The 22012-nt window shown below is 56.9% G+C and carries 22 protein-coding genes; 14 read left to right on the plus strand and 8 right to left on the minus strand.

Annotated features, from left to right (window positions below; translation table 11 throughout):
* Positions 1–51: 51 nt before the first annotated feature.
* Positions 52–1632, minus strand: a complete 1581-nt coding sequence (locus GH722_14145; protein MRG72905.1) for an ABC transporter substrate-binding protein — start codon at positions 1630–1632, stop codon at positions 52–54.
* Positions 1633–1830: 198 nt separating this feature from the next.
* On the opposite strand from GH722_14145, the gene GH722_14150 reads away from it, so the two are divergent.
* Positions 1831–2856, plus strand: a complete 1026-nt coding sequence (locus tag GH722_14150) for a LysR family transcriptional regulator (GenBank protein ID MRG72906.1) — start codon at positions 1831–1833, stop codon at positions 2854–2856.
* Here GH722_14150 and GH722_14155 read toward each other — a convergent pair.
* Positions 2789–4330 carry an MlrC family protein 3 gene (locus tag GH722_14155; GenBank protein ID MRG72907.1) on the minus strand — a complete coding sequence of 514 codons (1542 nt, stop codon included), beginning with the start codon at positions 4328–4330 and terminating at the stop codon, positions 2789–2791. The two genes, GH722_14150 and GH722_14155, sit on opposite strands and share 68 nt — an antisense overlap.
* Between GH722_14155 and argE the strand changes: the two genes are divergently transcribed.
* The 7 genes from argE (at position 4329) to GH722_14190 (ending at position 11465) form a co-directional block, all read left to right on the plus strand.
* Positions 4329–5600: an acetylornithine deacetylase gene (argE, locus tag GH722_14160; GenBank protein MRG72908.1), complete on the plus strand. Its 1272-nt coding sequence runs from the start codon at positions 4329–4331 to the stop codon at positions 5598–5600. The two genes, GH722_14155 and argE, sit on opposite strands and share 2 nt — an antisense overlap.
* A 33-nt stretch (positions 5601–5633) precedes the next feature.
* Positions 5634–7148 (plus strand): tetratricopeptide repeat protein, encoded by a 1515-nt coding sequence (locus GH722_14165; protein MRG72909.1) that lies wholly within the window; start codon positions 5634–5636, stop codon positions 7146–7148.
* 89 nt (positions 7149–7237) lie between these two features.
* Complete coding sequence (locus GH722_14170) at positions 7238–7846, plus strand: hypothetical protein (GenBank protein MRG72910.1); 609 nt, start codon at positions 7238–7240, stop codon at positions 7844–7846.
* A gap of 176 nt (positions 7847–8022) precedes the next feature.
* The gene (locus tag GH722_14175; GenBank protein ID MRG72911.1) at positions 8023–9042 is read left to right on the plus strand and encodes a hypothetical protein; all 1020 of its coding nucleotides are present in this window, start codon (positions 8023–8025) and stop codon (positions 9040–9042) included.
* Between the two features lie 78 nt (positions 9043–9120).
* Positions 9121–9741, plus strand: a complete 621-nt coding sequence (locus GH722_14180) for a hypothetical protein (protein MRG72912.1) — start codon at positions 9121–9123, stop codon at positions 9739–9741.
* A gap of 6 nt (positions 9742–9747) precedes the next feature.
* The gene (locus GH722_14185) at positions 9748–10911 is read left to right on the plus strand and encodes an iron-containing alcohol dehydrogenase (protein ID MRG72913.1); all 1164 of its coding nucleotides are present in this window, start codon (positions 9748–9750) and stop codon (positions 10909–10911) included.
* 8 nt (positions 10912–10919) lie between these two features.
* Entirely contained in the window at positions 10920–11465 is a 546-nt protein-coding gene (locus GH722_14190; GenBank protein ID MRG72914.1) for a peptidylprolyl isomerase, read from the plus strand.
* A gap of 82 nt (positions 11466–11547) precedes the next feature.
* Here the strand turns inward: GH722_14190 and GH722_14195 are convergent, their stop codons facing one another.
* Positions 11548–12765 (minus strand): MFS transporter, encoded by a 1218-nt coding sequence (locus tag GH722_14195; GenBank protein MRG72915.1) that lies wholly within the window; start codon positions 12763–12765, stop codon positions 11548–11550.
* 157 nt (positions 12766–12922) lie between these two features.
* The gene (locus tag GH722_14200; GenBank protein ID MRG72916.1) at positions 12923–13615 is read right to left on the minus strand and encodes a glutathione S-transferase family protein; all 693 of its coding nucleotides are present in this window, start codon (positions 13613–13615) and stop codon (positions 12923–12925) included.
* A gap of 99 nt (positions 13616–13714) precedes the next feature.
* On the opposite strand from GH722_14200, the gene GH722_14205 reads away from it, so the two are divergent.
* A complete protein-coding gene (locus GH722_14205; protein ID MRG72917.1) occupies positions 13715–14125 on the plus strand; it encodes a hotdog fold thioesterase in 411 nt (136 codons plus the stop codon).
* Positions 14126–14188: 63 nt separating this feature from the next.
* Here GH722_14205 and GH722_14210 read toward each other — a convergent pair whose 3' ends face one another.
* Complete coding sequence (locus GH722_14210) at positions 14189–14902, minus strand: SDR family oxidoreductase (GenBank protein MRG72918.1); 714 nt, start codon at positions 14900–14902, stop codon at positions 14189–14191.
* A gap of 185 nt (positions 14903–15087) precedes the next feature.
* On the opposite strand from GH722_14210, the gene rplM reads away from it, so the two are divergent.
* The 5 genes from rplM (at position 15088) to GH722_14235 (ending at position 19647) form a co-directional block, all read left to right on the plus strand.
* Positions 15088–15552 (plus strand): 50S ribosomal protein L13, encoded by a 465-nt coding sequence (rplM, locus tag GH722_14215; GenBank protein ID MRG72919.1) that lies wholly within the window; start codon positions 15088–15090, stop codon positions 15550–15552.
* A gap of 1 nt (position 15553) precedes the next feature.
* On the plus strand, positions 15554–16045 hold the full coding sequence (gene rpsI, locus GH722_14220) for a 30S ribosomal protein S9 (protein ID MRG72920.1): 492 nt from the start codon (positions 15554–15556) through the stop codon (positions 16043–16045).
* A 177-nt stretch (positions 16046–16222) separates the two neighbouring features.
* On the plus strand, positions 16223–17056 hold the full coding sequence (locus GH722_14225) for a hypothetical protein (protein MRG72921.1): 834 nt from the start codon (positions 16223–16225) through the stop codon (positions 17054–17056).
* Positions 17057–17275: 219 nt separating this feature from the next.
* Positions 17276–18676 carry a CoA transferase gene (locus GH722_14230; GenBank protein ID MRG72922.1) on the plus strand — a complete coding sequence of 467 codons (1401 nt, stop codon included), beginning with the start codon at positions 17276–17278 and terminating at the stop codon, positions 18674–18676.
* Between the two features lie 113 nt (positions 18677–18789).
* A complete protein-coding gene (locus tag GH722_14235; protein ID MRG72923.1) occupies positions 18790–19647 on the plus strand; it encodes a taurine dioxygenase in 858 nt (285 codons plus the stop codon).
* A 92-nt stretch (positions 19648–19739) separates the two neighbouring features.
* Here GH722_14235 and GH722_14240 read toward each other — a convergent pair whose 3' ends face one another.
* From GH722_14240 to GH722_14250, 3 genes are all read right to left on the minus strand, one after another.
* Positions 19740–20087 carry a RidA family protein gene (locus tag GH722_14240; GenBank protein ID MRG72924.1) on the minus strand — a complete coding sequence of 116 codons (348 nt, stop codon included), beginning with the start codon at positions 20085–20087 and terminating at the stop codon, positions 19740–19742.
* 238 nt (positions 20088–20325) lie between these two features.
* The gene (locus GH722_14245) at positions 20326–20988 is read right to left on the minus strand and encodes a hypothetical protein (GenBank protein MRG72925.1); all 663 of its coding nucleotides are present in this window, start codon (positions 20986–20988) and stop codon (positions 20326–20328) included.
* Positions 20985–21905 carry an aldo/keto reductase gene (locus GH722_14250; GenBank protein MRG72926.1) on the minus strand — a complete coding sequence of 307 codons (921 nt, stop codon included), beginning with the start codon at positions 21903–21905 and terminating at the stop codon, positions 20985–20987. Before GH722_14250 ends, GH722_14245 begins: the two co-directional genes overlap by 4 nt.
* Positions 21906–22012: the final 107 nt, after the last annotated feature.

Consider the following 22012-nt stretch of genomic DNA (forward strand, 5'->3'; position numbering starts at 1 on the left):
CTAAAAAAGATACCGGGTGCCGCGTGAAGCAACACCCGGTATGACGTGGTCTTACTTCGCGGTGCGAACCGTGTAGAACACAGTATGTTCGTCGGAACGTCCGGCATAGGTCAGGCCCTTGCGGGTCGCCCAGACACTTTCCTGATAGTGCAGGGGAATAATGCCCTGACTTTCATTCATGGCGATTTCCGTTGCCTTCGCGAGAAGCTTCTCACGTTCGGCATCGTCAACCGTAGCCAGTGCCTGCTTCAGCACAGCGTCCATGTTCGGGTTTGAGTGACGGCCACGATTGGCAGCACCCATACCGGCAGCCTTGTCATAGGTAGCCAGCAGCGACTTCAGCGGTGAAGAAGCTTCACCGGTACCGGAGCCCCAGCCAACAAGGATCAGGCTGAATTCAGGCATCTTGTCCGGGCTGCCACTGGACGCACGGCCAAAGAAGACAGAACGCGGCATGGTGATGACTTCTGCCTTGATACCAACGCGGGTGATCATCTGGCCAACGGCTTCCAGGATCTTGGCATCGTTGATGTAACGATCATTCGGACCATGGATTTTCAGCTTGAAGCCATCGGGATAGCCGGCTTCAGCCAGCAGTTTCTTAGCACCTTCCGGATCATACGGTTCCGGCGACAGGTTTTCGCTGCGACCGAAGAAGCCGTCCGGCAGCAACTGACCGGCAGGAATGGCAACGCCTTCCATGACGCGGGCAACAATGGCATCGCGGTTGATGGCTTTGGAGATCGCCTTGCGGACGCGAACGTCGAGCAGCGGGCTCTTGATCTTTTCGCCGTTGTTACCGCTTACGTCCGGTGAGTCTTCACGGAACTGGTCGATGTGAAGATAGATGACGCGGTTGGAAACCTTCTTGCTGATCGCGACATTCGGATCGGCCACAAGGTTGGCAACGTCCGTGGTCGGAACGTCATCAATGAAATCGACATCGCCGGCCAGCAGGGCGGCAACACGGGACGGGTCAGACTTGATCGGTTTGATCGTGACTGTTTTCCATTCCGGCTTTTCGCCCCAGTAGCCTTCGAAACGCTCAAGGATCAGCTTCTCACCCTTGACGAATTCAACCATCTTGAACGGACCGGTACCAATAGCGGCCTTGCCCGAATCGAAATCGGCAGTCGAGGCACCTTCAGCGGCTTTCTTCGACAGAATAGCAACTGTCGAGATATCAGCCGGCATCAGCGGGTAGGGAGCTTCTGTCGATGCATGAATTGTGTAGTCATCGATCTTCTTGAAGGTCTTGCCCTTGATGTAGGTCGAATAGCTTGAAGGGCTGTTCGGTACGTTCGGGGCACGTTCCATCGTGAAGATGACATCATCAGCCGTGAACGGCGAGCCGTCATGGAAGGTAACGCCCTGACGCAGTTTGAATTCCCATGTCAGATCGTCGATCGGCTTCCAGGAGACAGCCAGATCCGGCTTCAGCCGCTGGGATTCATCCTGGGTCATCAGCCGGCCGAAGATATTCTTCGCCATGGCGTTGTTCGGGCCGAGGTTATGGTAATGCGGGTCAACTGACGACGGCTCAGCACTGAGGCCGACGCGTAGTTCCTGTGCACTTGCCTGGGCAGCAACGCCAAATGACATTGCAACCGCCAAGCCGATAATCGGCTTCATGAGCTTCATATTAGGTCTCCCTGTTGAATTCCCTGTGAACGAGGTACAGCGCCCCGTACGGACACTGTTACAACGATCTTGCCGAAAACATCTTCTGACGACAAGCAGCGGTATGTTCCGCAGTCTCGTTGTCTCCCTCCACCTGTACTTTGTCGTGAAACCCTTTCATCAGGCAAATGAATAATTAAGATAGGCAACATGCTTACGGATAATGTTCTGAATCTTGACCTGAATCTGCTGAAAGTGTTCAGCGCAATCTACCGGGAACGTCAGTTAACCCGCGCCGGTGAGGGGATCGGTCTGACTCAGCCGGCCATGAGCCAGGCGCTTCGCCGTCTCAGATCACATTTTGGCGATATCCTGTTTGAGCGGATCAAGGGCACCATGCGGCCAACGGTACGGGCCGACGAACTGATTGTTCCCATCAACCGGGCGCTGGACCTTATCGGAGAGGCAATCTCGGGCGTTCATAACTTCGACCCTTCGACAACAGACCGTATTCTGCGAATCGGCACAAATGAGTTCGTCTCGGTCTATCTGATGCCGACAATCATGCAGATTGTCCGGAAATCGGCACCGGGTATTGTTCTGCAGGCCATCAACCTTCCCAGCTGGCAGGCACCGAACCGGGAACATTTCACGCTGACGCCGCAGACATTTGTTGATAATCGCATTGATCTGGTTGTGCTGCCCTGGCTCCGCCAGACCGATCATATCCGCAATTCCGAACTTTACAGCGAGCCGAGTATCGTGCTCGCGTCCCGCAGTCATCCCCTGCTGGGGGATCCGATTACGCTGGAGCAGTATGCCGCTGTCGATCATGTCGCGACCTCGACCTTTGGTGCCACCAGCACTTACATAGATGAAATTCTTCTGTCCATGGGGATGTCCCGCCGGGTTGTCCTCTGGACTCCGCATATCTATGCAACGATTGAAGCCGTCGTCGCCTGTGATCTTATCTGCTCGATCCCGACCAGTATTGCCCGGGCCGCCGCGCGGCAGCGACCTGAGCTCAGAACGTCACCCTTGCCCTTCAAGGGGCCTGAGCGGCCGATTTACAGTTACTGGATGAATGACCGCTCATCAGACCCAGCGCTGGGCTGGATCAGGATGGTGTTCGAGACGGCGGCAAGGCGGTTGTCTTCCCGTGGCCCGGTCACCAGTCTGGCGGAGTCCATTCGGCCGACGGGTCGAGAGGAAAGCTTGGACGCGGCAGGCCTTTGAAGTCAAACCGCTCCAGCACTGGTGAGGTCAGCCCGGCTGTGTCCACCTCGACAACCTGTTCCGGCTTGAACCAGGGCATGAAGCCAGCCCGGAAATGACCCCGCGACTTGACGCAGACAGTCCGGGCGTCAGCGACATTCAGGCCAAACTGTTCAAAGAACATGGCGTCGGCTGTCTGCTGCCGCCATGTCATCACGACAACTGTTACACCGCCTATTCTGAGCGCTGCCGATGGCCCGCAATTGAGCAGGCGGCCGGCAAAGATGCCAAGCTTGCCGACAAAGCGACCGTCAGTGACGCCGATGATTTCGGCTTCGGCGGAAAACGGCTTGGAAAATTCGCTCTCGGTTTCGGAATTGAAACGGGCTGTGAAGGTCGCCCCTTTCCCGCGTCGGTGACATTCTGCTGCCAGCGCCGGATCGACGACCGACCCGTACAGCACATCCTTTGCATCAGCATCAATCAGGGCTTTCAGCAGCCAGGTGGTATTTCCGCGACCGCCACCACCGGGATTGTCGCCGGCGTCTGAATAGATTTGCGGCGGCAGGGAGGAATCGGCGTTCCGGGAGAGGGCGCTGGCCACGGCATCCTCGATTGAAGTCAGTTCACGGCGGAACCGTTCCCGGTCAGCCCATCCCCGTTCTGCAATTTCCAGTGCCAGCTTTTGGGCAGGTTCGAGATGGTTTCTGCCGGTTACGACAATCGCGACGCCGTTCTTCGGTGTGTCCGAATAGACGAATCCACCGAGCAGCGTGACGTTCAGAATTTCGCCTCCCATCTCCTGCTGGCGTCGCTGTCCATAGGTGATCATGTCCGCATAGGGACCGGCTGCGCTGAGCAGTGTGACGCTGGGGGGCGTCAGCGGCAGACGGATGAAAGCGGTTTTCGGTTTTGCTCCGGCCAGAATCGTCCGCAGGGAAAAGGCTGCTTCTTCCGCCCGCTGCGGCATGTCCACATGCGGGTTTGTCAGATAGCCAATCAGCAGCGTTGCACTCTCGACAAGAAGTTCAGAGACATTGGCATGCAGGTCATGGGTGACGACAATCGGCGTGTCCGGACCAACAAGGGCGCGAATCCGGGCGATCATCTCGCCATCCGGGTCTGGCGTGCCGGTTGTGGTCATGGCGCCGTGATTGGCAACAAACACTGCATCGACATTCCCGGCGTCCCGCAGCCGGTTTTCGATTCCGGTCATGCAGTCTTCGAAGAAGGCATGATCACAGGGACCGGCAGGCTGCGAGGCTGTAAACAGCAGGGGGACGGGCTGCCACGGTCCGGTCGCATCCATTGCGGCGACGAATGCGGGCACTTCGCGGGCGATCACCGATGCCTTGGCGCGGGCCTCGGTCATGATGTCTTCACCAAGAAAGTAACCACGTTCCCGGAAGTCCGCTTCTGTGGTGACGGGGGCGAATGAATTGCTTTCCAGCATCATGCCGCAAATTGCGACACGGGGGTTTTTCGATTGGGGCATGTTGACTGTTCTCCGAAGGGTCGCAATCTTAGTCAGGCATCGCGCCGTAGTGCAAAACCATTTCTGCGATGCCTCACTCGTTCGTAAACAGCATCAACTGGAGCCCGCCGTGTCGGCTAACCCGCGTTCAATCGAGATGATTAAAAAGCTGTGCAGCTTTGATACAACCAGCAGAAATTCCAATCTCGAACTCATTGGCTATGTTCAGCAGTACCTGGAGGATCATGGTGTCCAGTCCACGCTGGTGCATGATGAAACGGGCGCGAAGGCGAATCTTTTCGCGACCATCGGTCCGGCTGACAAGCCGGGTATCTGCCTGTCAGGTCATACCGATGTTGTGCCGGTCGACGGCCAGGACTGGGATACTGACCCCTTCAATATCGTCGAGAAGGACGGTCGCCTCTGGGGACGTGGCACCAGTGACATGAAGAGTTTTGTCTCTGTGGCGCTATCGATGACGAAAGATTTCGTCGACGCTGACCTGAAGACCCCGGTTCATTTCGCCTTCTCCTATGACGAGGAAGTTGGCTGTATCGGCGTGCGGCGTCTGATCGCACAGTTTGACCAGATGCCGGTACGCCCGCGTGGCTGCATTGTCGGTGAGCCGACGGAGATGAAGGTCATTACTGCGCATAAAGGCAAACTCAGCCACCGCTGCCATGTGCATGGCTTTGAATGCCACTCGTCACTGGCCCCGCATGGTGTGAATGCGGTCGAATATGCGGCTGAAATTGTTGCCTTCCTGCGGCGGATGGGACGTGAAATCGCCGTCAGTGGCCCGTTTGACGACAAGTATGATGTCGCACATACGACCGTTCATACCGGTCTGATGCATGGCGGAACGGCGCTGAATATCGTCCCGAAAGACTGCTATTTCGATTTTGAATTCCGTCATCTGCCGGAAGATGAGCCGTATGAACTGTTCGCCAGAGTGACGAATTTTGTTGATACGGAACTGTTGCCGGAAATGCGCAAAGTCAATCCGGATGCCGATATCCGGTTTGATATCATCAGCCAGATGCCGGGCCTGAACATGAGTGACGATCACGAACTGACGACGTTCGTGAAGCAGCTTACAGGAGCCAACAGCACTTCGAAGGTGGCGTTTGGTACGGAAGCCGGATTGTTTCAGCAGGCGGATGTACCGACCATCATCTGTGGTCCGGGAAGCATTGACCAGGCGCATAAGCCGAACGAATTCATCAGGCTCGACGAGATTGAGAAATGCGAGAAATTCCTCAATCTTCTGAAAGAAAGGCTGGCTGCTTGATTCTGCGCAGCATCAGACAATCCGACGGCTGTCATGTCGTCGGCTGACGATAACCGGACCGCTGATCTGGAACACCGTTTCCGGGAGGCGGTCCGTCTTTATGAAGCTCGTCGTTTCGATGCGGCAGAACAGATTATCCTCGATATTCTCGGGCAGGCATCCGGTCATGCGCCTTCGTATAACCTGCGCGGTGGCATCTGGCTGGCGCGGGGCGATGGCGAACGGGCAGCCCTGAACTTTGTCCGGGCGGTTCGCCTCGATGACCGGAATCCCGGATATCGTTCCAACCTTGCACAGGCCCTGTTTCGCGTTGGCCGGGTTGAGGATGCGCTCGAAAGTTTCGAGATTGCCGTTGCACTGGCTCCGGATGAGGCTTCGATCCGGGGCAATTATGCGTCTTCACTGCGTGATCTGAACCGGGCGACGGAGGCAGCATCGCATCTCCGTCATGCCTTGTTGTCAGACCCGGACAACCCACAATTGCTGGGCTCGCTGGGGAACTGTCTGACAGATCTTGAAGAATTCACCGAAGCGGAGACCGTCTATCGCTCAGCGGTTGCGCTGAATCCCGACCATGCGGGCGCGGCCTATAATCTGTCCCTGTTTCTGCTGCGGGCCGGAATTCTTGATGAAGGCCTGAAATATTATGAAAGTCGCTGGCAACTCCCGGGATGGCGTCGCCGGCCTTTCTCCGCTGATATGTGGTCGGGGGAGCTTTCTGATGTCGGGGGAAAGCGAATTCTTGTCTGGGGTGAACAGGGGCTGGGGGACGAGATCCTGTTTTCGGGAAACCTTCAGGCCCTGATCAATGCTGGCGCGCAGGTAACACTGGAATGCGAGGCGCGGCTGGTGCCGCTGATGCAGCGCAGCTGGCCGGAGGTCAGTATATATCCGGCTCTTGATCCGGTTGATGCCGGATTGCAGGGCCGGCAGTTTGATCTCCAGACTCCGATTGGTTCGCTGCCTTATCTCCTCGGGATGACGTCGGCGGGTGAATTCGGCCGGCACCCGCCGCGTCTCGTGCCGGATACCGGACTGGTGGAAAGCCTGCGCCGGAAATATCAAGGAGATGACAGCGCACGGCTCGTCGGGATTTCCTGGCGCAGTGGTGCCTCGACAATCGCCAGCCGGAAATCGGTTGAACTGGATCTGTGGGGGGAGGTGCTGGGCCTTCCGGGAATCCGGTTTGTTGATCTGCAATATGGGGATACCAGTGCAGAACGGTGGGCATTCCGGCAGAAAACCGGCAGGAGCCTGCTGCATGACCCGGATGTTGACAGCAATCATGATCTTGATGCCTTCGCCGCACAGGTTGCGGCAATGGATCATGTGGTTACAATTTCCAACGCTACAGCACATTTTGCCGGCGCGCTGGGGATACCGGCTGATCTGCTGCTGTCCAATGGCGCGCTCTGGCACTGGTTCAGTGGCATGGCAGGCAGCCCGCATTATCCCTCCCTGAAACTGTACCGGCAGGAAACGCCGGGGGACTGGAGCATTCTGCTGTCGCGGATTGCGGGCAGGATGAAGACAGCCGGAGCTGATTAACTGTGCTATAATCACGCTGTTTTCTGCCTGCGAACTTGACTTGAAAGCAGCCTGACAGCATGGTCGCCTCAGTTTTTCGGAGAGCCTGAATGTTGACGATCCCGCGCTTTACACCCCTGCTGGCGGCCATTTCTGCTCTGGCCTTTGCCGGTGCGGCTTTTGCCGATGCCCGATTGAATGCGACGCTTTATGGCGGTGCGTTTGCGACGCGGGTGATTTCAGTGGAACCACTGGATGATTCGACTGAAAACCTTCAGTTTGAACGAGAGTTTGTGGCGCAGCTTGAGCGTGAAGGCTTTCAGGTGACTGACAGTGCGCCATCGATCTTGTATTTCTGGATGGAAGACTATCTCGGCGGTCCGGCGGGTGGCCCCAGCCGTAAAATTCTTCAGTTCGGTGGTACCAAGGGGACTGCCGGTCAGGATGATGCCCGGGTGCAGCTGAACCTTTATTCATCACAGGGCGGCGGATTGCTGAATAATGATCCGGGCACGGCAGGTGAGGAACGGCAGAATCCGAATCAGGTCCGCGTCGGTGCCCGTATTCGGGCCCGCAGTTCCGGTGAACGCCTCTGGGAGGCCGAAGCACTGGGTGACATCGAAGGTATTGACCGGGACGGCCTGATCCGCCGACTGATCCCGCCCATTGTCCGCAGTGTCGGAACCTCGGTAAAGAACCAGAATATCGACGTTAAGTGAGTGCTTGCTGAAGCAATCTGTTGAGTTTTCCACAGGCGTCGTTTATAAGATATTAACCTTTTGGTCAGAAAGACTAGGGGTGGTGTCATGTATCTTCGTGACACAAACATGTGCAGAAGGCGCTAATGGTTGAGTTTGCGAGCAACCCGCTGAATACACAGCTATTGAACTCGGCAATGCTGGGTGCTAATTCGGCTGGCGCGAATCAGCGTATCTCTGCTCTGGCGCAGGATCGTATCGTCCAGCAGCTCCAGAAAGATCTCGATAATTATTCCAGCCCCTATTCGACGAAGATCAATCTGCTTAACGAGCGGTCGTCGAAACTCAATGATTTGAAATTCGGCATTGCGACAGGGCAGAAAGCGATCGAGGCCTCGACCGAGAAGTTCGAAGAAATCGACGGTATTCTGTTCGACATGAAGACCTATCTGGAAAAGGCTGAGGCCAATCCGGACGACAGCGACTATTATTCCTACCTGCATAATGAAGCGATCAAGAAGCTTAACAAGCTGACAGACAAGGCCGGTTTCGGTGAGACAAATCTGATCGGAAACAATGGCCGTGCGAATTTCCGCGAGAACTTCGCGACAAACAGCACGTCGCTGAAGGTCAGTGAGTCCGGCCGCTCCCTGACTCTTCAGGGCGTTTATCTCGGCACGGATGATTTCATCACCGACGAGAATGGTCATAAATGGCTGGTCAATCGCACGGCTAACTCCATCCAGCCATTTACCAGCTATCCGAAAGAGGCCGCAGATGATGAAGTCGGCTTGAGCGGCTTTACGCTGGACAGTTTTGATGATGCAACCGATACGGCCACCTTCACCGTTGATGGTGTTCAGCACACGGGGACAGTGACCCGGGGTGGCCTTGGTGTCATGAACCAGCATCTTTATGAAGGCTTCTCCACAGCTGACGGGCGCAGCCGGGCGGCAGCAGATATCGATGCGGCGCGGCAGAAGCTGCGGACGAACATGGCGCTGCTCGAATCCCAGAAAACACTGGTCGACCAGCAGTTCGAGCGGGTTGGTACACTGGCTGATGACCTGAAAGCCGAAGAATTCACCCTGATCGAACGTGATCTGACGGAAAAAGCGGCTTTTCAGAGGTCTCTCAGCATCAAAGCCACCATTGCCCTGCAGAACCTGTCCCTGCTTGGCAACGATTCAAATAACTTCCTGGCTGATTTCTCCTGATCTGACGGCGCTGGGGTGATTGCGAGTCACCGGTTCTGACGTTACACAGCGATAGTCTCGAACATTCCCGCGGGTATCATGTCATTCGATGTCTGGGTCGCTTTTGCCGGTGTCTGGTTGTTCATTCTGCTGTCACCGGGACCAAATGCTGCTTTCTGTATCGCCACGGGGGCCCGGTTGGGCGCAAAAGCCGGTATGGTGGCGGCTCTGGGCGTTGTGTCGGCTGTGGCTATTCTGCTGACGGCGACCGCCGGTGGTCTTGGGGCCCTGATGCTGGCATCCGCGACATTGTTTGAAGCCATCAAATGGATCGGTGTTGGTTATCTGGTCTGGCTTGGTATTTCGCAGTGGCGGGCTCCTGTTACTGACCGTTCGGATGGCCTTTCCGTTCCCCGGCGGATGCGACGGATCTTTCTTCAGGCTTTCATGATTGCGCTGACGAATCCGAAAGCCTTTATTCTGTATGCGCTGCTGCTTCCCCCCTTTATCGATTCAGACTCCTCTGCGACCGGGCAGTTCCTCTGGCTTGGCATTACCGCCATCGCGATGACACTGATGGTTTACGGGGTCTATTCCCTGATTGGCGGTCGGCTTTCCGGATTGTTTGGCAGTCCGGCCTCACGCCGGTGGCGTAATCGGGGATTTGGAACATTTTTCATTATGGCAGGGGCTGCGATGGCCTTTGCCGAACGGAGATAACAGTCGATGTCTACCCTCAGCGGAAACTGGAACTACCCGACCGCCGTGCGCTTTGGTGCAGGCCGGATTGCGGAACTTGCAAAGGTTTGCGGATCGCTTGGTATCCAGCGCCCACTCATTGTCACGGATCCGGGCCTGGCGGCCCTGCCGATGATCACCAATGCCATTGCGGCAAATGCTCAGGAAGGCGTGCCCACAGGCTTGTTTTCGGCAATCAAACCAAATCCGACAGGACAGAACGTCGAAGACGGGCTGGCAGCCTATCGCGATGGTGGCCATGACGGTGTCATCGCCTGGGGCGGGGGCAGTGGTCTGGATGCCGGAAAAGCGGTGGCGCTGATGGCCGGTCAGACCGCGCCGATGTGGGAGTTTGAAGACATCGGTGACAACTGGAAGCGGGTCGATCCGGATGGTGTCGCGCCAATTATTGCGGTCCCGACCACTGCGGGTACAGGCTCCGAGACGGGCAGGGCGTCAGTGATTCTGGATGAGGAAGCACATCTGAAACGGATTATTTTCCATCCGAAAATGTTGCCCTCCGTTGTGATCTCTGACCCGGAACTGACAGTCGGACTGCCGCCACATATTACAGCCGCGACCGGCATGGATGCGCTGGCCCATTGTTTCGAAGCCTACTGCGCTCCCGGATTCCATCCGATGGCCGATGGTATCGCGCTGGAGGGGATGCGCCTGGTCAGGGACTGGCTGCGGAAAGCGGTCACTGACGGAACAGACATCGAGGCGCGGGCGAATATGCTGGCAGCCGCCAGTATGGGGTCAACGGCCTTCCAGAAGGGGCTTGGGGGTATTCACGCTCTCAGCCATCCGGTTGGTGCGCTTTATGATACGCATCATGGCCTTACCAACGCCGTATTCCATCCCTATGTGATGGCCTGGAACCTGCCGGTAATCGATGACCGTATGTGCAGACTGGCCAGTTATCTGGGGCTGGGAAATAACGCAGCCTCCGTGATGGACTGGATTCTGGAACTGCGGGAGACCTTTGGGATGCCGCATGATATCAAGGCACTTGGTGTCGAACCGGAACGTATCAATGATATCGCCAAGATGGCGCTGGCTGATCCGTCGAACGGTGGAAACCCGGTAGAAATGACGGTCGCCGGTTACGCGACCATCCTCGAAAACGCCTATGAAGGAAAACTGAGCTGATCATGACTATTACACGCCGCTTACTCATCGCCCTTGCTGCTGTCTGTCTTTTTGCCGGTTCGGCACAGGCACAGTCTCCGGACCCGGAAAACACGCTCTATATGGATCTGCCGACGGGACGGGTGGTGATTCAGATGCGTCCTGATCTGGCACCGCAGCATGTTGCCCGTATCAAGGAACTGACGCGCAAGGGGTTCTATGATGGCCTGGTTTTCCATCGTGTTATCGAAGGCTTCATGGCACAGACCGGTGACCCGAAAGGGGATGGCACCGGTGGTTCCGGACAGAAGCTGCCGGCTGAATTCTCCTTCGAACCACATGTGCGGGGTACGGTCTCGATGGCGCGTTCCTCAAGTATCAACAGCGCCGACAGCCAGTTCTTTATCGTCTTTAAACGCGCCAACCACCTGAACAACAAATATACGGTCTGGGGCAAGGTTGTTGAGGGTATGGAGAATGTCGACCGGATTCAGATGGGTGACAAAAACGCCAACGGTTTTGTCTATAATCCGACAGCTATCGTGAAGATGCAGGTCGCTGCTGACGCGAAGTAAGTCCGTCGAACAGAGAATGGCGCAGCAGACTTCATAATCTGCTGCGCCATTTTTGTATGCGGGATATGCCCTGTGACAGGCGTCAGCTTGTCATGCTCTTCGGGCGCCCCAGAATGACCGTGGCAGTTGCCAGCAGGAACATGCCGGCGGTTGCCCAGAACACCAACCTCGGCTCGCCGCCATCCATGATCCAGCCGAACAGAATCGGCGTCATGACGCTGCCCACATCCAGCCCGACGGAGACAAAACCGAAAACCTTGCCGGTCGATCCCGGCGGTGTTGCAGCACGGACGATCATGTCACGGGAAGGCGGGACAAGACCGTTGCTAAAACCGGCGACGATCATCATCACAAACAAAAGCAGACCATCCGGCCGGATTTCGGCAATTCCGACCAGCAACAGGGCCGTCGTCATGAAACCGGCACAGGCAACAAGACCATGCCGGCTGGTACGGTCTGCGATCTGCCCGCCTGCCAGAATACCAATGGCGCTGGCGGTGAAATAGGCGGTCAGGGCCAGCGATGCCGTTTCCAGATTGATCGAAAGATGCTGTTCCGCCGCTGTGATGAAGAAGGAGAAGAAGCCAACACCCGCCATGGCAATGACGACAAAAAACAGGAAGCAGAACAGGATCGGGCGCGAGAGCATCAGTTTCAGCGTATCGCCGGTCGACTGTGCCGGGGCATCATCACCAGCCGGATTTCCGGAACCCAGCAGATCGCGATTGATCAGCATGGTTCCCGCGACCACCAGTCCGCAGACACCAAACATGACCAGTGCCATGCGCCAGCCAACCGCAGCGGACAGCAGGGCGGCCGCTGTCGGGGCAACGGCCCAGCCGATATGACCGGAGAAAGTGTGAATGCTGAAAGCGCGCCCCATGCGCTCCGGATTCAGGCGAGAGGACATGATGGCGTAGTCGGCAGGGTGATAGACGCTGTTTCCCAAACCGGCAGTTGCCGCCAGAATCAGCAGGACGATATAGGAAGGGGCAAATCCCATCAGCAGCATGCTGCCGGACTGGACCGCGACGCCGATGACCAGTGGCCAGAAAGCACCATACCGGTCAACAACCGCGCCAATCGGGGCCTGAATGGCAGCAGAGGTAAAAGCCATGGCGCTGATCAGGGTCGCAGCCTGCGTGTAGGTCAGGTTGTAGGCGGGAACCAGAAAGACAAACAGCGGCGGCAGAACCAGCAGGTAAAAATGGCTGAAAAAATGCCCGGCACCGATCAGTCCGATAATGCGACGGTCACGGCCGAGAGAAGAAATGTGCGATGGTGCGATTGAGTCTGACATGATGTTCTGCTGATCCTTTTGGTCGGGGACTGTATTTCAGCAGATACATTTGCGCAATGTCAGGGGCTGGATGCGGGTTGTTGATTCGGCAGACTTCTGCCGCCATCCGGAAACCGGTCCGGAATGGCGGCAGATTTCAGTTCTGACGGAGTTTGGATCAGCGCTTCTGATACTGTCCGGAGCCGAACAGGTTTTTCTTGGCTTCCTCATCAAAGCCATCAGCACGCTCAGCTACCAGAACAGCGCAGCCTTTGACGACGGCCGGACGTGCCAGAATGGCATCGCGCCAGGCTTTCGTTGCCGGATAGTCATCAATATTGACGTTCTGGCGTTCCGGGCGGCGAATCCAGGGAACGACGGCCATGTCGGCGATGCTGTAATCGTCACCGGCAAGATAGGCGCTTTCGTTCAGCCGGCGTTCCACCACGCCATAGATGCGGTTGGCCTCGTTGGCATAGCGGTTCATCGCATACTCGATCTTTTCCGGGGCATATTGCAGGAAATGATGGGCCTGTCCCAGCATCGGGCCCAGACCACCCATCTGGAACATCAGCCACTGGATGACGCGATATTTTGCAGCTGTCTCGGTAGGCAGGAACTTGCCGTGTTTTTCGGCGAGGTACATCAGGATTGCACCGCTTTCGAACACGGAATAGGGCTTGCCGTCCGGTCCGTCCTGATCGACGAGTGTTGGCATCTTGTTGTTCGGGTTGATCTTCAGATAGTCAGGCTTGAACTGGTCGCCTTTGCCGATATCCACGGGAATGACGTTGTAGGCCTGACCGAGTTCTTCCAGCAGGATGGACACTTTGAAGCCGTTGGGCGTTGCCCAGGTATAAAGGTCGTACATTGATGTTTCTCCATTGTTTGTTGCCAAGCATGTGGGGGATGTGGTCGCCTAGTCAAACCACTGCGTGCAGATTTATCGCCGACCTTCAGGAAATGTCCCATGTATGATGCTGCTGACCTCGAACGTATTGCCCGTGAAGAGGTACCCTATGTCGGCCAGCTTGGCCTGAAGGTCGAATCAGTAGGGTCAGGCGAGGTGACGGTACGGTTGCCGTTCCGTGCCGATATGATCCGTCATGGCGGTACCATTTCTGGTCCGGTGATGATGGGGGTTGCCGATTATACGCTCTACGCTCTGGTGCTGACCCGCAGACCGGACGCGATGCAGTCGGTGACGACGAACCTGACGGCAAATTTCCTGCGCCGTCCAAAACCCGACGATCTGATGTTCCACGGCAAGCTGCTGAAGATCGGACGGCGGCTGGCGGTGGGCGAGGTCACAACCTATTCCATCGGCGACGACGAACCGGTCTGCCACATCACCGGCACCTATGCGATCTCGACGGGGTAGGAAGCGGTCGTCGTTCATCTGTGTCAGAAATCAGCTTTCTGATAATGCAGGCTTCGTCCTCAATCAGTAGGGCGTCCAGGCGCCGCCGTTGACGGGGATGGTGGTGCCGTTGATCCAGCCGGAGCGTTCGGTGTCGGCGAGAAACAGGATGGCTTCGGTAATCTCCTCAATCCGGCCAAAGCGCCGGAAGGCGGTGGCGGCTTCCAGTTTGCGCTGCTGGTCGTCAGAGAACTGGTTGCCCATGCCGCTTTCCAGCACGCCGGGGGCAACGGCGGCGCAGGTAATGCCGCGTTTCGCACCTTCCTTGCCATAGACGGCGGTCAGCGACTGAACTCCGGCTTTCGAGGCACCATAGGCCGGGTGAATGCCGGTGACGCCGCTCTGGCCGGCAATGGAACTGACATTGATGATCCGACCGCCGTCTTCCAGACGGGGCAGGGCGGCACGGCAGCCGTTGAAGGTTCCCGTCAGGTTGACCGCAATGATCCGGTGCCAGTCCTCAATGCCAGCCTCCGCCACCGGCCCGACATGGAAGATACCGGCGGCGTTGACCCACAGACGAAAACTGCCGGTTGCTGCAGCTGTTTCCGCCAGGTGATCCATTGCGCCGGGATCAGTTACATCCAGACTGACGATATCAGGGGCGGTGCCGGGGCTGCCTGTGGCAATATCTGCCGCGATGACCTGCCAGCCCTCTGCGCGAAGGCGCTGGCTCAGATGTTTGCCGAGATCCCCTGCGGCACCGGTCACGACGGCAACAGCTGTTTGTTTTGACATGGTTATTTCTCCGTCGAGAATAATTTCAGGATTTCTGCGGTCTTCCCGGGGTGTCTGATTGTGTGGTATTCTGATACCATATATGCAATTCACTGGTTTTTATGCGGTTTTTTCGTTGACTTCGCATCAAACGGGCCTTAGAACCCGCGCTCCAAATCACCCAGGAAGAGAGAACGGGCGCGGACATGAAGACTTACACCGCCAAGCCGTCTGACATCCAGAAGAAGTGGGTACTGATCGACGCCGAAGGCCTCGTTCTTGGCCGGCTTGCCAGCATTGTCGCAACGATCTTGCGTGGCAAAAACAAGCCGACCTACACCCCGCATATGGATGACGGCGATAACGTCATTATCATCAATGCCGGCAAGATTGCCCTCACAGGCAACAAGCGGTCTGACAAGACCTATTACTGGCACACCGGTTACCCGGGCGGCATCAAGCAGCGCACGGCGGAACAGATCCTCGACGGAAAGTTCCCGGAGCGTGTTGTGCAGAAGGCGGTTGAGCGGATGATTACCCGCAATCCGCTGGGTCGCCAGCAGATGAAAAACCTGCGCGTCTATGCCGGCGCCGAGCATCCGCATGACGGACAGAACCCTGAGGTTCTGGATGTCGCATCAATGAATCGCAAGAATGTAAGGGTCGGTTGATATGGCTGAAGAAAACCAGACACTCAACGATCTGTCCGATCTCGGTGCCGCAACCGGCATTGAAGCAGCAGAAGTTGCAGCTCCGCGTGAACCGGTCATTGATGCGCAGGGTCGTTCCTACGCAACCGGCAAGCGGAAAAACGCGATCGCCCGTGTGTGGGTCAAGCCGGGTACCGGCAAGATCACCGTCAACGGTCGCGACATTGAAGTTTACTTCGCACGCCCTGTGCTGCGGATGATCATCAACCAGCCGTTCACGGTCGCTGACCGTGCCGGTCAGTTCGATGTTGTCTGCACCTGCACCGGTGGCGGTCTGTCCGGCCAGGCCGGCGCAGTTCGCCACGGCATCTCGAAGGCTCTGACCTATTACGAGCCGGGCCTGCGCGGCGCACTGAAGTCAGCCGGGTTCCTGACCCGTGACTCCCGCGTTGTTGAACGTAAAAAGTACGGCCGTGCGAAAGCCCGCCGGAGCTTCCAGTTCTCGAAGCGCTGATCTTTCAGCCTTCAGACTGTCGAATATGGAAAAGGGCTGCCTCCGGGCAGCCCTTTTTCTTTTTGCGGGTTTCGGAGAGATTTGCAAAATGTCGGGGTTCGCAGATATCAGAACCGCTCCTGGCGAATTCAAGATAAAGGCCGAACGATTTCAGATTATTTCTCCGGGAGTTGACTGATGGATATCTCTGAACGTGGTTATGCAAATCCAGATTTGCTTTGGTCTGCTGATTTTCTGAAGGCAAGATCAGCGCAGCCGGGACTTAAAATCATCGACACGCGCCCGGCGGAACAATTCGCAAAGGGGCGTATTCCCGGTGCGCGGCATTTCGATCTGTATTTTGTGAATACGGATGACACGGATCCCGCCCCGCTGGCTTCCTTCACAAGGATGTGGGCAAACCTGCTGGGCTGGCGCGGCGTGCAGGAGACGGACACCATCGTCTTCTATGGCGGGTTTACCGACATGTGCGCAGCCCGGGGATTCTGGTTCACGGAGTATCTGGGCCATTCAGATGTGCATGTTCTGGATGGCGGCATAACTGCCTGGGCTGATGCCGGGCTGCCGCTGGAGACAGAGAGTGACCCGCCAAAGCCTGTGAAGTTTGTCTGCCGTCCGGTGATGGAGACAGTCGCGACCTACAGCAGTATCCTCAGCGCGATTGATGATCCTGAATGCGTCATCGTTGATAATCGCAGCCATGATGAATTTACCGGTGCTGACAGGCGGGCGCTGCACGGCGGGGCCATACCGACAGCGAAACACCGGGACTGGGAAGACCTGTACGACAGCGAAAGCGGCTGCATGAAAGATGCAGATCAATTACGGGAGGCCTTTGAAACGCTGGAGGCACTGCCCGACAAAGAGATCACGCTCTACTGCAACACCGGATACCGGTCTGCCCATGCCTATCTTGCGTTACGGTTACTGAATTATCCCCGCATTCGGAATTATGTCGGGTCCTGGCAGGAATGGGGCAACAGGAGCGGCCTTCCGATCTGGAAGCCCTGATGCCGGTCACTCTCTGACTGCCTATTTGACTAGCCATCTGTTACGTCCGATATTGGCTAAAATGTAATGGAAATAAGACATTATGGGCGGGGTTCCATATTGTCCTGTTTCGTTCACAGGCTGGTTCTGATCTCAGTTTCTTCCCGACCATCTGCCTCAACCGGGCAGGTGACTGGCAGGTCTGCGGAATTCAGAACCTCTGATAACAGAGGAACAGATATGACGCCTGCTTTTCAGGAATTGATGAAGGTCCGTGGCCTTGGTTTGCCCGAGGCTGATGAAGTGTCGATTACCGGCGCTGATCCGGTAATCCCGGCCCACTTTAAACTCGGTGAGGCTGCGGCGGGTGTTCTGGCCGGTGTCGGTGTTGCCGTGACCGATATTCATGAACTGAAGACGGGGGCCCGGCAGAAGGTGTCGATTGACGTGCGTCAGGCGGCAGCGGCCATGCGCAGTGGCTCATACCTTGAGAAACCTGCGGCCAATGGTGGCTGGGCACGCGCGCCCATGTCACCCAGCCGCGAACATTCACGTTCGATGACGGCGCCATGGCAATGCAAGGACGGTCGCTGGTTTCTGTCGCACTTCAATCTGCCGCATTTGCAGAAGCGGGTGCTTGGGGTGCTCGGCTGTGAGGCCGACCCCAGGGCGGTTGAGAAGGCGATGGCAACCTGGGACGCGCAGGACCTTGATGATGCCATTGCGGAGGCCCGCGCCTGCGGCTCCGTCGTCCGTTCCAATGCAGAGTGGATGGCGCATCCGCACGGGGCCGGTCTGGCTGAAAAACCGATGATCGAAATCGAGAAGATCGGAGACAGTGACCCGATACCGTTTTCATCCGGCGGCCGGCCACTGGACGGCATCAGGGTGCTCGATCTGACGCGGATACTCGCCGGACCGATTGCGGCCCGGACACTGGCAGAGAACGGTGCCGATGTTCTGATGGTGACGGCGGAACATCTGCCGCAGGTGCAGGAACATGTCATCGACACCAGTCATGGCAAACGGAGCTGTTTTCTCGATCTCAAAACCGATGAAGGCCTTGCGACGCTTAACAGCCTGATCGGTGATGCCGATGTTTTCAGTCAGGGTTACCGGCCCGGAATTATGAGCCGTTTTGGTCTGAGCCCGGCTGAACTGGCTGAAAAGCGGCCGGGTATCATATACCTGTCTATCGATTGCTACGGTGCCGGCGGCCCCTTGTCAGACCGTGCCGGCTGGGAACAGGTCGCGCAGGCCGCGACAGGAATTTGCATGGAAAATGGTGAAAACGGGCGCCCGAAACTGCTTCCAGCGGCAGCCTGCGATTACACCACCGGATATAACGGGGCTTATGGTGTTCTGCTGGCCCTTGCCCGGCGTGCCCGGGAGGGTGGCTCCTATCATGTCCGGGTCTCCCTCTGTCAGTCCGCGATGTATATCTACCGGCAGGGCAAGATCGGTTTTTCAGATTCCAGTATGGATGTGAGCGACGAGGAACTGAACGCCATAATGATCAAGACTGAGACCGGCTACGGTCCCCTCCGGCATCTGGGGCCGATCGTCAGGATGGAGGCAACTCCGCCCTACTGGGACAAGCCATGTCCGGCACTTGGTTCTGGTGCCCCGGCCTGGCTCTGAGACAAAGAACCTTAACAGAAGAAACCGGAAAATCGTCATCCCCGGGGCTGGGTGATCTCAACCCACGGGGTAACTGGCGGAAAAAATCATCCGGATAAATGGGAGAAGACAACATGACGACGACTACCGATCAGCTTGAAATCCGTCCACTCACCGGTGCGATTGGCGCAGAGATTTTCGGCGTAGACCTGTCTGGTTCGCTGAGTAACAGCCTGCATGAGGAAATCCAGCAAGCCTTTCTGAAATACAAGGTCATTTTCTTCCGCGACCAGACCCTGACGCCGGCACAGCAGCTGGAGTTTTCCAGCCACTTTGGCAAGCCGGGTATTTACCCGTTCCTGAATCATATCGAGGGTTATCCGGAGGTTATTGAACTGCTGACGACAGAAACAGATACGGTGAACTTCGGCAGTAACTGGCATTCAGATACGACCTATATGCCCGAGCCGTTTCTGGGCACATGTCTCTATGCTCTGGAGACGCCGCCTTATGGCGGGGACACCATGTTTGTGAACATGACAGCGGCATATGAGGCCCTGTCGGAGGGCATGAAGGAAACACTGAACGGCCTGCGTGCCGTCAACACATCAGCGCAGAAACGGTCTGGCGGACGGGCGGCCAAAATGAAGGCCCTGAGCGGGATGAAGGATGCCTATGACATGAAGTCCGATGTCATAGAAGCGATACATCCGGTTGTGCGCACCCATCCGGAAACCGGCGAGAAAGCATTATATATCAACAAGTCTCATACGGAACGGTTTGACGGCTGGACCGATGCGGAAAGTGACCCGATCCTCAACTTTCTGTTCGATCACTGTATCAAAACCGAGTTCGTCTGCCGGTTCAGGTGGGAACCCGGCTCCCTCGCTTTCTGGGATAACCGCTGCACGTTGCATCAGGCGGTTGGCGACTATCAGGGGCATCGTCGCCGCATGCACCGGGTAACGATAGACGGTGATGCGCCCTTTTGATTAAAGACCGGGATAGCAGTCAGACTGAAGGCCGGAGAGGGGTGTCTCTCCGGCCTTCACTGGTTTGACTTTGAGCCGTACCGGCCCGACCACTAACGTGCTGCTGATACGACAATCTCGACCAGCACGCCCGGTGTCAGTTCGATGCCACCGACACAGGCACGGGCAGGCCGGTTCAGGTCACCCAGCCAGGATTTCCAGACCTCATTCATCTCCGACTTCAGATCAATGCTGGTCAGATAGATCGTTGCCATCAGTATCTTGGATTTGTCACTACCGCATTTGGCCAGGCGATCATCAATCTTGGCGAGGACTTCTGCCGTTTGTCCGGCAATATCCAGCGTGCGGTCGGTCGCCGTCAGGCCGCAGACATAGACGACGTCTCCGGAGATAACTGACTGGCTCAGAATTTCGCCAGAATCTACATGTTCAACTGTCATGATTATATTCCTGATTTGGGTCCGTATAGATTAAGACCACCATATGACGCTGGTTGCAGGAGCGATAGCGGTAATGAAATTTTTTGTCGTTGTCGCCGGGGGCCGCTTGCGATCCTCGGCCAGTCTTTAGCGTATGAAGGACCTCACCCGGTACTTGTCGCTCGACTATACGCTGGGCTGATCCGGTAATGATTCGCGCTGGCTGTCCCCGGTTTAACCTGCCGGGGACAGTTGTGTTTCAGCTTTTGGCCAGCTTGCGGATATACAGCAGCCCGGCAACGGCTGTTATTGCCATTGCAGGCAGAAGATAGTCCACAGGCTGCCGTAACAGATAGGCGTGCAGCCCGGCGACTGCTGACCACAGGACCGGAATAATCAGCAGATCAGGTCGCTTGCTTTGCGTGAATGCCAGCACGGCTCCTGCAGCGAACAGAGCTGTGGCATTCGGGGCGGTTCCGGCATAGTCCAGCGCGGATACCGGAATACCTGATTGCCACTGCAGTGCCGGATAGCCGATCAGACCGGCGGTCATTATCACCAGGCCGAATATTCTGTATCGCCGGTCGGGCCGGGAGATTGCGGGGGCAGCAATGATCCAGCGCACGACCACCCAGAAGACAAACAGTCCCCACAGTCCTGCGTAGGCCAGGCCCATGAAATTGAGTGGCGCCATCAGGTGCCACTGATGCATCAGGCCCGTCCACCCGGCACTTGCTGCAACGGCTATGCCGGATAGTTGCACTGACCGGCGGCCCGGATCAGCCCGGGCTCCCGCCAGCCAGATCAGTGCTGTTCCGGCAGCGAGAAAGAGCAGAGTGACCGGCAGCCACTGTTCGTTGTAATTGCCCATCAGGACGGCATAGACCTCTGCGTCGTAGGGCAGGCCGGATGACAGGTTCATAGCGAGGCGACGTAGCTGATCATCTGCTGGCGTATGGCGGGATCCGGCATCGGGCCCTGCATCGCGGCCATGTTCTCCCGCATATGTTCAACCTGCGATGTTGCCGGTATTGCGCAGGTAACTGCCGGGTGAGAAATGATGAATTTCAGGATGAACTGGGGCCAGTTCTGAATTCCGAGTTCCGCCGCCCAGGCTGGCAGTGGCCTGCCTTCCAGTCTGCGGATCAGTGCACCGCGCTGGAACGGCCGGTTCACAATTACCCCGATACCCCGTTCTGCCGCCATCGGCAGAAGGCGCTGCTCTGCTTTCCGATCCTCGATATTGTAGGTCAGCTGGATGAAATTCAACGGCTCGGTATTCATGATTTCAGCCATTTCCCGATGTCGCGACTGGTGCGAGGTGGTGATGCCGGTATAGCGGACCAGACCCTGTTCCCGGGCCTCTCTGATTGCGATCAGATGATCTTCCCAGTCGACCAGATTGTGGACCTGCATCACATCGATGCGGTTCCGATGCCAGAGCGACCGTGCTTCGGCTATCTGCTCTGATCCGGAACCGCCTGCGGGAGTCCAGATTTTTGTAGCAGATATCAGGTTGCGGGATGTGTTTTCCGGCAGGCGTTCGAGACACCAGCCCAGTACGTCCTGTGACGTCCCGTACATGGGAGAGCTGTCAACCAGGCCGCCACCCATCTCAAAGAAGGTTTTAAGCACACCCAGCCGTGACCGGCGCAATGCCTCGCTGGTGCCGACATTGAAGGTGATCCAGGTTCCCATACCGACTGCCGGAATCAGTTCTCCCGTCGCCGGGATTGGACGGGTCAGAAATGTCGCAGGTTCAGCACCGAGGGCAGGTGCTGCCCAGAGCGGCAACGACGCAGTAGCAGCAGCAGTTTTCAGAAAATCTCTTCTGATCATCGGTGTGGCATTCCTTTTCTTTATTATAGGACAGATAGGAAGCGCCCTGATATCAGGCAACAGTCACCGGACTTTGGCGACAATAATCCGGACAAAGAAAAAGCTGC

This window comes from Alphaproteobacteria bacterium HT1-32 (assembly GCA_009649675.1).
Classification (GTDB): domain Bacteria; phylum Pseudomonadota; class Alphaproteobacteria; order Rhodospirillales; family HT1-32; genus HT1-32.